The sequence below is a fragment of the Corallincola luteus genome, assembly GCF_004336975.1.
Lineage (GTDB): Bacteria > Pseudomonadota > Gammaproteobacteria > Enterobacterales > Neiellaceae > Corallincola > Corallincola holothuriorum.
Window position 1 is genome coordinate 158,214 of sequence record NZ_SJXE01000010.1, and the last position, 14,671, is coordinate 172,884.

Consider the following 14,671-nt stretch of genomic DNA (forward strand, 5'->3'; position numbering starts at 1 on the left):
TATGCAAACATTCTATCCCGTTTTTGAAAGTGGCCAGGTATTGACGTCGTCGCACCTCAATCAGCTTTCTACCTGGTTAAATGATCAGGACACATCGACGCGGCGCTTAATGTTAGGCATAGGCCGGGTATGTGGTTTAGAGGTAACGCGCGGCAGTGGCAATGCTATTTCAATTGGTCGTGGATGTGGCGTCACCTCAAATGGGCTGCTGATGTTGCTGCCTGATACCGAGACCTATAGCCATAGTCGCAGCTATCAGCTGCCGACCGCGGTGATGGTGGATGATGACGGCTTCAACGATAGAGTCGCACAAGCTGGCGGCCTGCTAGGCGACAACAACTTTGACCTGTGGGAATTGGTCACTGATGAGTACATAGAAGAGCCTAACAAACCCGTTGCGACGGCGCTAACCCCACAGTTCTTGCAAGACAAAGTGGTGTTGCTGTTGCTGGAGGTCAACGTCGAGTCGCTGAAACGTTGTGACCTTAATGATTGCTCTGACAAGGGGGCGCGTGAGCTGCATCCGGTTCGGCGTTTACTTATCTCGAAGCAAGATGCCCGTACCTTGTGGGCGCAAGAAACCGCTGAACGAGAATTTCTGACCCCCAGAGATCTGGATTGGCAAAGTAAGCGCGAAGCGTTAGCGCCCCTGTTTGCTCCCACACTCAATATGGCGGCGACCAATAGCCACAGTTTATTGCAGCTACGTCACTTAGCAGTGCAGAAAGCACAAGCATTGTGGCAACAGCTATCACAGCAGTTGCAGCTCAGTTTTGAAGTCTACCAGTATCTACTCCATGAGATTTTTCCGGCCACCGAATTCCCCAATGGCCCTTGGTTTGGTTTGGCTCCGGTACCGGAAACCAACATAAGCAATTTAGCGCAGCTGTTTACCGATATTCATCAGCTCGACCGGCTGAAAGATATCGTGAGTTCATACAATGAATTTCTCGAACTGGCACTGCAACATCAGGGGATATGCTGCCCGCAGCCGACGCGATTCCCATTTCATTTGCTGCTTGGTGCACCACAAATTAAAGCCCATGCCGATAATCAAACCAAGGCGCAACCAGCAGATATAGATTTTGCGCTGGGGGGCAAGACGGAACCGATTCCTCTGCGCCACGGCTTTTACTCCAGCCCGCAACTGAACAATCAGCAACAGATCGCGAGCCTGCTGAAGCAACGCTATTACCGCACGTGGTTGTTGATGAAGCGTTTCTACCTTGATGCGTTGGAAAATCAGTCGTTGCGGATCACGCCCAGTCGATTGAGTGCGTCATTGTCACAACAGGCAATACCCTACTATTACCAGTTACGGCCATTGGATGATCTGCATCGGAACTGGCATGGGGAAGCGACTTCAAATCAGCGCTTGCAGCAGGTGTTTGGCTACGCTTTTACTGGCAGTTCGCCTCATCCTCTGACACATGAATTAGACGACCACGATTTCTATCGTGTTGAAGGACTGTTAGGCAAAGGTTTGGGGCAAGCCATCGCAGCGTTAAAACTACAAAAGATGCAATACGGCTTGCCATTCAGTATCGAGCCGGTGTTCGCTTCGGTTGAATCGATGACAACACCGGAAGCGAAGCTCCAAGCTTTTCAGTTGCTGCAGAAAGATCAGACCTTAATGCGCCTGTTTAAATGCAAAACCGGCGATCTGGATATGCTGTTGTTACTGGTGCTGTCACTGATATTTCAGCTGTTGCTTGCCTTGTTATATGCCTTAGCGAGAGTGTCATATTCGCCGCAGATGCTGGTGATGAATGTGATGGCAGCAGAGGAGAGTACAACAGAACAACCCGAACCCAGCAGAGAGACCGCATCAGACCAACCTGCAGATAGCGTCCCTCTGATGCGTCTAGAACGCGGCCACAGAACCTTTAATACCGTTGAAGCCAAGCGCATGGATGATGAAAGAAGCCGGGCGATCACGGCAATAGCTGCGCAGTCTATGCAATCCAATGATATCGCAGAGATGGTGCTGGATGAGGTGAAGCAGGGCGATCTGGAGGTGCAGTATATTCTCGATATGCTGGATGATGACGAAGATAGGCAGAGTGAGATCAGTACCCTGTATAAGTCAGTCAGAGCCGCCGAAAATAGCAGCAGCTTGTATGACCGGATGCGGCAGAAAATGGGCGCAGAGGCGTCCAATGACGAGGTCGAAGAGACATATGAAACCGTCAGAATGATCGCCCATACCGAAGCGCTGATGGCTAAGTCGTCGGTGAGCAGCGGTGCCGATTTCGATTTCGATGATTTTGATACCGAAATGAAGGGGCTCAGCGAAGCTTTTCAGGCATTTCAGGCGCGTCCGGCAGAGGGTGACGGCGCTAAGCTTCGTGCCAGTATTAGCAATCAGGTCAGCATGTTGAATACGCTGACCTCCAGCGCGTTGTTGAAAAACCTGGCTGGGGAGATGCAAAAACGGGTGAAACAGATTTTTGCCGAGTTTTCACTGCAAGGGTACTTGAATAAGCATCCGGGGTTGGCTCACAAGTGCGGTGTGCCAAAGGGAGGCACCTTAGTACTCGTATATACCCACCGCTCTATGTTGGATGCGCTCAATAAGAAATTGCAAACAGTAAAAGAGACCGACGAGCCTGCTTTTAATGTGGCTGAAATGCTGCCGAATGCGATGCTTTCTACCGAGTTTGTAGCGTCTCTTGCCCACCGTGTTAGCGACAGTGATGACAGCGAACGAGCGATGATCAGGGACATCTCTGAGGTAATGCGTCGTCATGGCAATGAGGAGCGGCTGATGGCTATGCAGCCAGCGGCCAATCGTTCCGCGCCAGAAATTTCCACTGACGCAACCACTGATGCGATGCCAGCAATGGCGCGAAGTGTGCACGTCGCCTCTGTAGCGAATGAGTCAAATCATGAGGCGGCCGTGGCGATGGCTGCGCCGCGGGATGAAGTGTCGTTGCTAAGCGAGGCGGTGGTGATGGATCGCTTGGAGAAGTTAGATGCCGTCAGAGCCGTGGCGCCAGATGACCCGATAAACGAGTGGGTGGTCGTGGCGGATTTCTGTTTGCCAACCAGCTGTTGTGACAGTGATTGCACCGATCTCGATTACGTACCTAAGCCAAAACCTGTACCTAAGAAAATCAAAGTGTCTGGCCGCGTTGTGGCCGCACGGAGCGTTGCAAGTAAACCGGCGAAGTCTATTGTTGCCCGCCGCAAACAGGAAGTGATCCCTCATGCCGTGCTGACGGTGGTTGATCGTGAAGAACAAGCGGTGAAGGTGAAGATGGCCAAAGGGCACTTTGTTTTCACTGCGGCACCCGGTGTTTATCAAGTGACTGTGTCTGCCAAGGGGTTTGTTACACAACAGCGGGAGACAGAACTGATGACCTCGCCGCGCGAAGAGGTCATTGTGCAACTGCAACCCAGTAAAACCCGTGGCTAAGCCACTTTTTGAACGGGTACTGGTATGGATGACAGGGTAAAGATCCGGCGAACCAGACTACAGATATCAACGGCTGAACAGCCGGAGCCTGGTGCGCGCTGGCATCAGCACTGGGCGAGTCGATTTCAGCGTGTTTATGCGCCCTGTATTCAGCAAGCGCTGCTCGCTCAGTTAAAGCGGCTTAACGAGCAAAGCGATGGCAGCGATGACGCTGCCGTTATCCATATTCCACGGCTAACCCTGCGGTTGGGTGATTTGCCGCCAGAGGATACCGCAGAGCAAGCATTAGCCGGGATGACGCGGGAGATTGAACGTCAGATTTATGATCAACTGCAGCCAGGGACAGATACGCAGCTCTATACCCACTCCAACGCTGAGTGGTTAATCAACGGTTACCTGAGCTATTTGCAAAACGGATTTTTTCAAAACGGTGCCGACTTCGGCGCTATCAGTGAACTGGAAACCAGATTAATGGCCAGTGCCGGTGACTCTGGGGATCTGTTGCAGCGGTTACGTCAACATGGCATTGACGACAATCAGGTTTGCCGGATGGCCCTGCAACATTCTGCGCGTTTTATTCATTGGCTGATGGCCTCCGTGTCTCCCGCACGACAGCGCTACCTTGCAGAATTGGAAAGCCAAAGTACAACGGAAGCAACGCAGCTGATGTGCCGGTTATTTGCCGTTTGGATCGGTGTGCGCCAGCCACCAAACAGCCAGCTGTCTGCGGTTAATTGGCGTGAGTTAACGGCACTTTTGGCGGCAACCCCTGTGGCTGGTGATATCACAGGCGCAGAGAGTACCGCTGTTTCTCCTGATAACGCTTTTAGCGGGGTCAGTCAGGCGCAGCTACTCGCGACGCTAGCGATGTGGAGCAAACGCCGCCATGGCGAGCCGCAAGCAAATGCACTGTTGCGGCAACACTTGTCGTCAACGGCATCTTCTGATGATTTATCCCCAACTTCAAAGCAAGCCCATGACCCTCCAGCAGAGGCGAGTTCCTGGTTGGTTTGCCACTGCGGTGTGCTGCTGTTGCATCCATTTTTACCAACGTTATTTCAGCGGTTGGGATGGCTGAGCAGTGACAGCCCTGAGCGTCTTGCCGATGCCCACCAACTACAGGCGTTGTTTGCGCTGCACTATCTCGCGACGGGTCAGCAGCAGGCAGAGGAGGGGGAACTTGTTTTTGCCAAGTTTTTACTCGGGATGGAGTTTAGTGAGCCGGTGCCGCATGCTCTGGCGTTGCCGCCAGCGGTATACAGCGAGTTAGATAGACTGCTTTGCGAGGTTATCTCCCACTGGTCGGTTTTAAAGAACACATCGGTGGCGGGCTTACGTGAAACCTTCCTGCAACGCTCAGGGTGTTTAATGCCTTTGGATGAAGGCTACCGCTTAAAGGTGGAACTCCGTTCTGTCGATCTGTTGCTGCAGCAGTTGCCTTGGGCCTATCAGTTGATTGTGTTGCCGTGGCTAACTAAGCCACTGTTTGTTGAGTGGCACTGACCATGCCAGTGAAAACGCTTGCCATCGCCCCGGAAAGCAGTCGCCAGCGCAGTCGCGTGCTATCGGCAACTACGCAGCGCGATACTCACCCCAGCCTAACCCTTGCCAGAGCAAGGCAAGGCCGCCAGCCAGCTCATTCAGAGGGGCAAGTCAGCAGGGTGGGGCGTGTCATCACGACGTCGCAACCACAGGTTGTAGGACAAGATCCCGCGTCTGATGGGCAGCCGCGAGAGATGCCGCACAGAGAGTCGCCAACAGCCCCCGTGGCAGAGGTGGTTACCGAGAATAGCTCGCTGCAGGGAGAAGCCGCTAGCCAACAGCAGCGTACAGATGGTGCAGAGATAGCAGAAGCGGAGCCTGCCACGGATGCCACTCCTATATCGGCAAATGAAGTGGGACAAACCGAACAAGCGGGTGCCGCACAAAATAGCAGGCAAACGCAGTCGCGGCAGAACAGCGCCGTACTAAGTACAGATCACCAAAACACAGCCCCACAAAGCACAGCAACACAAAATATTGCTCACCAAAATACTGCTCCCCAAAATACGGCGCCGCAAAACGCTGTACCCGCCAATACAGCTCCAGCCACCAACGGGCTGCAAGCGGTATTACAGCCGCAGGGGGAAACTCACCGTGAACAGCCAACACCAGAACAAGCCGCGGCGCTGGCGAAAGTTAATGATGTCAAGGTCATCAAGCCGCACAGCGGTGCGGCCGATCTGCCTGCCTCTGCCCACCAGCCAAAAGAAAAAGACGAGCAGCAAAGTGAAACAGCAAAACCGGGAGCCAAGGAAGCAGGGGCTGAGCAGTCAGCGCAGGTGACAGTAAAGCTCCCCGCTGAAGTTTCTGCGCCGCCAGCGGTTGCGGCAAAGATAGCGCCGCTCGCCCTTAGTGGCGCTTCCGATAATGTCGTACAACAGTTTAGTTCTGCTTCGCCGTCGCAGATGGCGGTTAACGCTGCCAAACTGGGAACCAATGTCAGTGCTTCATTGACCAGCGAACACCAGAAAGAAGTTAAAAACGTCCCCGTGCTGAAAGTGGACTTGAAAGGTAAACAGCCGGTTAAACAAAAAGCAGGAACAGAGCAAACAACGCCCCAGGATATTGCCTCTGGGATAACCGCGCCGAATCCGACACCTGCAGTGCCCACCCCTCATAAGGATAAAGCCCCCGCACCGAACAACAGTGCATCCCTTAAGCAGCTGGATGCTGAACCAAGCCGCAAAGGAATGAACTTCTGGGAGTGGTTAAAAGCGAAAGTGCTTAGCTTGACCGCCAATATTAAAACCACAGATCCCGGGGTTAACACCAAAGCAGGCAGTGCGAAGAAAGTGGCGTTAAAAGGGGAGGCTGATCCTGACCGTGTGGTTCGCCAGCGCAGTGACGCTCGGCGTCAAGTCTCCACCAAACAGCAAGCATTGGTGAACAGCATTCAAGCCAACCCTGGGCAGGAGAAGATCCAGCCAAAAACGGTGCAGCAGGATTGTAGCGTGGTCATGGTGACTCCTACGCCTACACCTTTGGTGACAGCATCTAACTCGCATCTCACTGACTACGCCAGTGCGGTGATCCCCGCAGAGGTAAGAGAGAAAGCCGACCAGACCCTGAAACAGAAGATGAATGCGCGTTTGGACAAAGCGCGTGTACAGACCAAGCAAGCGGTCAGCAAGCGGGATGGTGATAAGGGTAAAGCGTTACAGCAGGCGAAAACAAAAACGGCCGCCATTAACCAGCAGGCAGAAGCTAGGCAACGCCAGCAGGTCTTAGACAATCGCAAGCAGGTAGCCGCAGAACAGCGTGCTGGCATTGCAGAAACAAACAAGCAGCTGAAGCAGTTCGATCAGGAAGCGAGTAAAGAGCAAAGCTCGGTGGACAGTGCGGTTAAGGCGAAAGTTAAAGGTGCTGAGAAAGGCGCTGCAGACACCCTTAAGAAAGCGGAACAGGATGCGGATAAACGTAAACAGCAAGGAGAGGCTGACGCCGCGATAAAGAAAAAGCAATTGAAAAAGGCGCAGAAGAAAAAGAGTTGGTGGCAAAAGGTTAAAGGGGCAATTAAATCTGCGGTGAAAGCGATCAGCAAGGCGATAGACGTTGTTTTTACCAAAATGCGCCAAGCGGTCAAGTTCATTATCGATAAGGCGAAGAATGCGGCCATTGGCCTGATAAACAAGGCTCGCAAATGGGTGGTGGACAAGCTAAACAAGTTTCGTGACTGGGCGAAAAAGCAGGTCACCCGTTACATCGGCAAACTATTTCCTAAGCTTGCTAAGGCGATCAATAAGCTGATCGACAAGGTAGTCGATAAAGCGGTGAAGGCGGTTAACGCGATCGCCGATAAAGCGATTGCCGGTGTGAAAGCCGTTGCCGGGTTTATCGGCAAGGCGTTGGATAAGATCCTTGCGGTGTTCCAAACCGCGTTAAAAGCCGCAGTACAAATTGTTGGTGCCGTGCTCACGGGCGATTTTACCGAAGCGCTGAAAATCGCGATCCGTGCCGCCTGTGACATTGCCGGTATCAGCCCTAAGCCTATTTTCGATTTCATTAATCGTGCGGCCAGCAAGGTTGTACCTATTCTGGTTAACCCAGATAAGTTCATCAAAAACCTTTGCAAAGCCGTGGGGATGGGGTTGCGCAATTTTGTAAAACATATCCGTGTTCATCTGGTATCCGGTTTAGTGAGTTGGCTCACCGGTGCCATGTCGTCTGTTCCCATTACTTTGCCGAAAAAATTTGATGCCAAGGGTGTATTTAGCCTTGTTCGGCAGGTCATGGGACTCACCTGGGAAAATCTTAAAGCGCGCATCATTAAACGGTTTCCGGCCACAGCCGGGGTGATGGAGGGGATCGCCAAAGGCGTAACGATCATTCACCAGTTGGTGACCAAAGGGCCGGGCGTGCTTTGGGAGATGGTGAAAGAGAAACTGGCCAACCTGAAACAGATGGTGATGTCGGAGATACGCAAGTTTGTCATTTTCCGTTTAATTGAAGCGGGGATCTCCTGGCTGCTGGGGATGCTGAACCCAATCGGAGCACTCTACAAGGTGCTCAAGCTATTGTTCGATCTGGTGATGTTTTTCGTGCGCAACTTTCAGCGTATTAAAGCCTTTATCTTGTCTATCTACGGTGCCATTACGTCGATAGCCGCAGGTGTGTTGACCAAGGCTGCGAAAGCGGTTGAAGGCTCGTTGGCTCGCATTATTCCCATTGCGATATCGTTTTTGGCATCGCTGCTGAATCTCGGCGGGCTAGCGGGGATGATCCAAGGGATCATTAAAACCGCCGCTAAACCGGTGACGCGCCTGTTTGATTTTCTGGTGGATAAAGCGGTAGCCGTGGGGAAGCGCTTGCTGAAAGGGGGTAAAAAAGTCGCCAAAAAAGTAGTCAGCAAGCTGGTGGCGTGGTGGAAGGCGAAAAAGTCGTTTAAAGCCAATAACGGCGAAACTCATACGCTGTTGTTTAAAGGGCAGGGTAATAGCGCAGTGCTGGTGATGCGCAGTGAAGAGCATACTTACAGTAGCTTTTTGAATTCGTTGTCACCGGCAGATCTAAAACCGAAACAAATTACGCGGCTGAACAAAGCAAAAGTGATTGCGGCAAATATCGACCGGACGCGCAAAGAGCTAAGTAGCGCAAAAAGTGATGCCGTTAAGAAAGCTAAAAGTCGTGAGATTAATGGCTTGCTTACGCAGTTAAGCGTTAAGACAGCTTCCCTGTTTGGCGGAACGCCTAAGTGTGGCCAGATAAAATTTGGTGGCGTCAATACCGCAGGGTTTGGTAAATCAATGTCTATTCAGCCGCTTACTAATCGTGATGCACCGAAAGGATCTCGGCCCGATCTTCCGCCCACTGCGGTATACAAAAATCTAAATCTAAGACGTCATCCGACAAATCCGGGCAAGGCCAGTTTTTATGTTCGAGGACACTTACTCAATCAAAAGCTGGGAGGAACGGGCAAGGAGTGGAAAAATCTGACACCTCTATCTCAATCGGGCAATCATCAGCATGAAGTACAGGCCGAAAGCTATGTGAAAAAAGGGGTGAGTGCGGGTGCCACTATGCAATATAGCGTGACACCTAAATACAGCAGTGGTCATCCGGGAGGAAACGCTTTGAAGTCTTCTCTACAAGAAGCGTATCCGGCTCACGCTGCCGAGTTTGCCAGTATTGTTGATGCTGAAGTGCATGTGCCTATTTCATTGTCGGTGACGGCGTCAGTGCTGAAGAGAAAAGGTAAGGGATATACGGAACTGAGTAAAAAAAGTTGGAGCATCAATAATCCAATCCAACCCACCGTCGACCGATATGCGGTTAAGAGTATGAGCAAGTTAGTGCCGGTGGCGTTAAATCCGCTTACCAGTACTAAGCCGCTCACAGATCAACCGGGTAAACCTATCTCCGCCGATCAGGCGACCGCAATTTTATTGGCGGTTGAGGAAAAACGAAAATCCTCTACAAAGGGAAAAGGTTTTGCTTCATACAATGCGCTGGCTACTGTTGCGGCAGATATCGAACCGTCAGTTAATCTTAATCAATTAACAACATGGCGAAAACAAAACTATATTCGGCTTAGATAGTGGTTATCTCAGGTGGCTGTGATTCTAGTTTGCAGAGGGCAAAGGAACTTAACTTGATAAAAACAGAGCAGCTATCGCAGCAAAAATTGGCAACCAACGCCGCCAACCTTGAACATGGCTTTGCATATTTGAAACAGGTGTTTTTGGCACGGATAAAGTTGCATGAGCAGCAACAAGTGTCAGGTGAGGATGTGGATCAAGCGGCGATTGCCGATGAGGTTGAGTTACCGCCGTTGGCGTTCTATCAAGATGGCTCCAGCTTTTCGTTATTTATCGAAGCGCACCAACCCAGCTTTGAAGAGTATGTGATCCTACTACTGGCCTTGGTGCCCCATGTGCAAGGCTGTTTTTTCGACCAAATATTCGAAGCGTATTTTGAGCATGGTGCGCCAGCGGAATTTGGTGGTAGCCGTCAGAATGAACACCGGCTGTTTCAACCGACTGGAGAAACTGCGCTTTATCTGTTGGCGGGCGGGGATCTGGACAGGCGATTCCAAGTACAACAGCTGTTGGCAAGCCAACACTGGTTGGCACAGCAAAACATTGTGCGGTTGGAAGCCCCAGATACGGGTCAGTCTTACCTGAGTGGGCGACTGACCATGGATGCCGACAAGGTCGAACAGTTTACGGTGGGGCACAGCCCTGAGCCTGATTTTAGTTCGGCATTTCCGGCGCAAAAGATCACTACCCACCTGGCGTGGGAAGAGCTGGTTCTGCCAGACGCGGTGATGAACCGTATCGAAGATATTAAAGATTGGATCAGTTACAACGCCACCATGATGGCTGACTGGCAGATGGCACGGAAATTAAAACCGGGGCATCGGGCGCTGTTTTATGGGCCATCGGGTACCGGAAAAACATTAACAGCAACGCTGCTGGGCGAAGCAACTAACCGGTCGGTATACCGGGTTGACCTGTCTACGGTTGTTTCCAAGTACATTGGTGAAACTGAAAAGAACCTGGCTAAGCTGTTCGATACTGCCGATGGTCAGGGTTGGATCCTGTTTTTCGATGAGGCGGATGCGCTCTTTGGTAAGCGCACGGCAGTCAATGATGCCCATGACCGCTACGCCAATCAGGAAGTGTCATTTTTGCTGCAAAAAATAGAAGAGTTTGATGGCTTGATTATTCTTGCATCCAACTTCAAGACCAATATGGATGATGCCTTCTTACGACGTTTTAATAGCGTGGTGCATTTTCCCTTCCCAACGGAGCAGGAGCGAGAAGCGATCTGGCGCAATAACCTACCAGAGGCGCTGCCTTGGCAGCAGGGGGACGATTTACCCAAATCACTGGCGCGTTATGAGTTGGCGGGAGGCGCCATCGTTAATGCCGTGCAGTACGCCTGCATTAAGTCCCTTGCTCGTAAGCACAAAGAACTCCAGCAAGAGAGTTTGTTGGATGGCATCGCCTTAGAACTGGAGAAGCTGGGTAAAGTGTTTCGTAAATAACTTAGGTGATGCATCTGTATGTTTTCTGAATGAGGCGAAAACAAGTACGCCAGTTGCGTTTATGTCTGCCTATTAATGGTTCTTTACCTGCTGCAATTTTTGCTGGCACCGTTCTGGTGCGCTCGCCTACTTCTAGTGATTGTAAAATAACCTGACACTATTCATTTAGGGTTAGCTGCTGTTCATGAAATTCCATTGGTTGTTCTGCTCTGCTATTTAATGCTAATTAAGTCAGTTGCTTAGAATGTTTTTAGGTGCTTTTTATCAAGGCTGGAATAGCTCTTGCTCTGGTTAGGGCAAAGCAACAACCGCCTTTAAACGAGGGAGCGTCAGATGGATAGGTATCTGCAATCTTTAGGAGTTCGTGGGGCATCACGTATACAAGTAACGGCAATCGCCATTGGCCTGTTACTTATCGTTATGAATCTTGGTCAATATGCGTTGTGTGTGTTTATCCTCTCAGCACTGTTCTCATGGCGTGTTTTTGCCGCTATTGAGCGCGACCAAAATAGCTTTGAATCAATCTTGCTTGACGTCAAAGCGGGTAAGACCAAAGATATTGACTCGGTAAACTCTGGGCCGCTGCAAGCCCTCTATCCGTTAATTGATGATCTGGTACGCCACGCCCAACGTGAGTTGTCAGCCATTAAATCTGTCAGTGCCGAAATGGGATTCTCAGCCAAAGAGCTAGCCAGCAACGCCATTGAGGTGGCAAGCCATTGTCAGCAGCAGTCTGACGCCACCACGTCATCCGCCTCTGCCGCCACCGAGATCAGCCAGAGTATCGACGATGTGTCTCACCGTATCGAAGTGACTCGGGATGCGGTGGAAAACAGCAGTCAGTTATGCCATCAGGGGCGCGCCGAACTGACCAAAACCAGAGAACAAGTTGTCAGCGTCAACCAAAGCGTAATTTGTACTGGAGAAAGCTTGAAGGCACTGGATGAAAAACTGGGGGCGATTGTCTCTATGTCGCGCTTCATTCGCGAGATCGCCGAGCAAACTAACTTATTAGCCTTGAATGCAGCGATTGAAGCCGCGCGTGCCGGTGAACATGGTCGAGGCTTCAGTGTGGTTGCTGATGAGGTGAGGGGGCTGGCACAGCGCAGCCATGAATCCGCCAATGCAATTACCAAGCAGGTAACCGAAGTCACCAGCAGCATGTCTGAGGTCGGCCAGCAGATGCTGCAGGCGTTGGGATCAACTGAACAGTGTCAGCACAGCGTTGATGCAGCTTACGCGTCATTAGAGGCCATTGTGTTAGCAACAGAACAGGTCTCTGACCAAATCGGTGGTATTGCTACGGCGTCCGAACAACAGGCGATTGCCACACGGGAGATATCCCAGAATATGGAGCAGGTGGCCGTTACCGCCGAGCGTAACGCATTTATGGCGAAGCAAAACGCCAGCGTTGCAGATCATTTGCAAAACATCACCCGCATGGAGGCTTGAACATGCTGAATACTCACATTGATATCTCAATTGTCGTTACCTTGGTTACTGCCTTGTTGTTCCTCGTTCTGGTGATCAGTTGGGTGCACCTGCGTAATAAGCAAGTGATGACGGAACGGGTGAGCACTGGCCTGGCATGGCTTAAGAGCTTCCGCCAGCTGTTGACCCTTATTCAGCAACATCGTGGTTTAACCAACGGTTACCTGTGTGGTGACAGTGGCCTGAACAAACGCATACTGCCGTTGCAGGGTAAAACCACACGGCTGATCCGGCAGCTGCAACTTAGCGATAGCTGGTTGGCTGACAACCCTGAGTGGCAAGGCATTGAACGCCACTGGCAGCGCCTGTCTACTGGTTTCAACAATCAAACCTCTGCCAATAATTTAGAACAACACAACAAGTTGATCACCAACCTGCTTTATCTGGTTGATGACTGTGGTGAAGCCCACCGCTTATACGAGCTTAAAGATCAGCAGGGGCGCTCTATCCGTTATTTGTGGCAGTCATTACTGGTAACCGCTGAACATATCGGGCAAGCACGTGCGATTGGTACCGGGGTAGCGGCGTCTGGTCAGTGCGATAGCGTGGATCGGATCCGTCTGGCTTACTTGCAAAAAGCGATCGCTGATTTTGTCGCCGTTGAACGGGCAATGAATAAAACTGCGTTGAGCAACTTATTGCAGGTGTTAGCGCAAGAGGTGATTACCGACCGTCCTACCGTCAGCGCTAACGAGTATTTTGACATTGCCACGCAAGCGTTAGAGGAGGTGTTTGTCTCATTTGATCAGGCGATTGAGGCATTGCAGGAAACCCCGAGTGGCTTCACTCAACAGGCGCAAGCCCCGGAGGGCGCAGGCTATGCCACGAATCCGCAGCATGTGTGATGTGTAGGCCATGTTTAATGGCTAGATAAGAGATGGATACTCCTGCTAACTGTTTTTATATGGAACGGCATTCTTCTTATCTACAAGGTATGGCGCTCTAGCTTACTGTTTTTATTGCTTATTTAGCTTTCTCTAGCGTGCATATAGGAACCCTATAACGCCGCATTCTCGCTTTCACCGGCACAGATGAGTGTATAAATAGCCCAAACATTGAGCTAACTGCTTGATAGCTATAAAGTTGAGGGCGTATATTGATGAGATAATTGATTGGCGGACGCTGTGGCTTAGTGAGAATTCCGTCTAATACACTGTTAAGTTACTAAGGAAAGTTATGTATATTTGGAAAGTATCCCCTTTAATTGAAGAATTAAAAACAAACGGTTTATCCCAGAAAGAACAGTTGAAGTACTTTTTAACCTATTCAATTTTATTGATATTAGCTACAGATCCTCTATTGTATTTTGATTTTGAGTACGTAGTATTTGACGCCTTGGATAGTGTTGTTGCTACTGCTATAACGATTATTGGTATATTGTACTGTTATAAAATTAACGAGGAAGCCGACGGGAATGATTTTATTTTACGATTCATCACTCTAGGTCTACCTATTACAATGCGTTTTATCGTTTTAGTAATAATTGTTACTTTCGTGTATTACTTCTTCATAGGTTCAAGTGATCCTGAAATTATTACAACTACGCTTATTGATGTTGTTCTATCAGCTATTTTTATTTCGGTATATTATTATTACTTTGCAACAAAGCTGAAAAAGTTCGGCAATTCGTAACTTAACAAGTTGTTAAACAAGGACAAAAAACAGTTGGCTTTTGCTCTTTCGTCGCTTATTTTAGTTAACATATTTTTTGCCTGTTAACAGGGGTTGTACACCACTTGAGGTCTAGCTTTGAAATTATACTTATCGCTCATATTTCTAATAATTTCTGGCTGTACAAACACTCCAGCTGAAGATGTCAAAGATTACCATGTTGGTTTATGGGATCTTGTTGCAGATTATTGTGATGAAACATATGAATTAAAAGCTGATGGTACACAAATAGTGATAAGTCTCCCTGAGATTAGCGTAGACAAATATACTTTTGAAAAGTTTGGTGACACTGGATTTTATGCATGGGAGTACACTGTAATTGAGTACAACAATAAGCCAAGTTGCAATGGTACATTTGATACACATTTGGGCGAACAAACTTTAGCATTTGTAAAATTTAAGAATAACTTCACCGAAATGCATATTTATTCTTGGCCAAACGAAGAAACACATATTGGGGGGTACTTAAAAAAACGTTAATGTGGTGCTTCTTAGTATCAAGTTTGAAGTGCAACAGTAGCGGTTAGTGTTCATTGAATACCTCTTCAGGTGTTTTGTAGCCT

Annotated in this window: 8 protein-coding genes; all 8 read left to right on the forward strand. The window is 49.8% G+C overall.

Annotation, left to right across the window (positions count from 1 at the left end; translation table 11 throughout):
* The first annotated feature begins 1 nt into the window (after position 1).
* Positions 2 to 3,418, forward strand: coding sequence for a carboxypeptidase-like regulatory domain-containing protein (locus EZV61_RS16610; RefSeq protein ID WP_131417071.1), 3,417 nt, complete (start codon positions 2 to 4; stop codon positions 3,416 to 3,418).
* A gap of 24 nt (positions 3,419 to 3,442) precedes the next feature.
* Complete coding sequence (locus EZV61_RS16615; RefSeq protein ID WP_131417072.1) at positions 3,443 to 4,921, forward strand: contractile injection system tape measure protein; 1,479 nt, start codon at positions 3,443 to 3,445, stop codon at positions 4,919 to 4,921.
* A 2-nt stretch (positions 4,922 to 4,923) separates the two neighbouring features.
* Positions 4,924 to 9,495, forward strand: coding sequence for a DNA/RNA non-specific endonuclease (locus tag EZV61_RS16620; protein WP_131417073.1), 4,572 nt, complete (start codon positions 4,924 to 4,926; stop codon positions 9,493 to 9,495).
* Positions 9,496 to 9,548: 53 nt separating this feature from the next.
* Complete coding sequence (locus tag EZV61_RS16625) at positions 9,549 to 10,946, forward strand: ATP-binding protein (RefSeq protein WP_131417074.1); 1,398 nt, start codon at positions 9,549 to 9,551, stop codon at positions 10,944 to 10,946.
* Positions 10,947 to 11,279: 333 nt separating this feature from the next.
* Positions 11,280 to 12,398: a methyl-accepting chemotaxis protein gene (locus tag EZV61_RS16630; protein WP_130565819.1), complete on the forward strand. Its 1,119-nt coding sequence runs from the start codon at positions 11,280 to 11,282 to the stop codon at positions 12,396 to 12,398.
* Between the two features lie 2 nt (positions 12,399 to 12,400).
* Entirely contained in the window at positions 12,401 to 13,282 is an 882-nt protein-coding gene (locus EZV61_RS16635; protein ID WP_131417076.1) for a nitrate- and nitrite sensing domain-containing protein, read from the forward strand.
* A gap of 331 nt (positions 13,283 to 13,613) precedes the next feature.
* Complete coding sequence (locus EZV61_RS16640; RefSeq protein ID WP_131417078.1) at positions 13,614 to 14,069, forward strand: hypothetical protein; 456 nt, start codon at positions 13,614 to 13,616, stop codon at positions 14,067 to 14,069.
* A gap of 117 nt (positions 14,070 to 14,186) precedes the next feature.
* Positions 14,187 to 14,588 carry a hypothetical protein gene (locus EZV61_RS16645; RefSeq protein WP_131417080.1) on the forward strand — a complete coding sequence of 134 codons (402 nt, stop codon included), beginning with the start codon at positions 14,187 to 14,189 and terminating at the stop codon, positions 14,586 to 14,588.
* The last annotated feature ends 83 nt before the right edge of the window (positions 14,589 to 14,671 follow it).

Excerpts from the sequence above, each read along its gene's own strand:
- EZV61_RS16610 (WP_131417071.1), top strand. The coding sequence starts at position 2 with ATGCAAACATTCTATCCCGTTTTTGAAAGTGGCCAGGTATTGACGTCG.
- EZV61_RS16615 (WP_131417072.1), top strand. The coding sequence starts at position 3,443 with ATGGATGACAGGGTAAAGATCCGGCGAACCAGACTACAGATATCAACG.
- EZV61_RS16620 (WP_131417073.1), top strand. The coding sequence starts at position 4,924 with ATGCCAGTGAAAACGCTTGCCATCGCCCCGGAAAGCAGTCGCCAGCGC.
- EZV61_RS16630 (WP_130565819.1), top strand. The coding sequence starts at position 11,280 with ATGGATAGGTATCTGCAATCTTTAGGAGTTCGTGGGGCATCACGTATA.
- EZV61_RS16635 (WP_131417076.1), top strand. The coding sequence starts at position 12,401 with ATGCTGAATACTCACATTGATATCTCAATTGTCGTTACCTTGGTTACT.
- EZV61_RS16640 (WP_131417078.1), top strand. The coding sequence starts at position 13,614 with ATGTATATTTGGAAAGTATCCCCTTTAATTGAAGAATTAAAAACAAAC.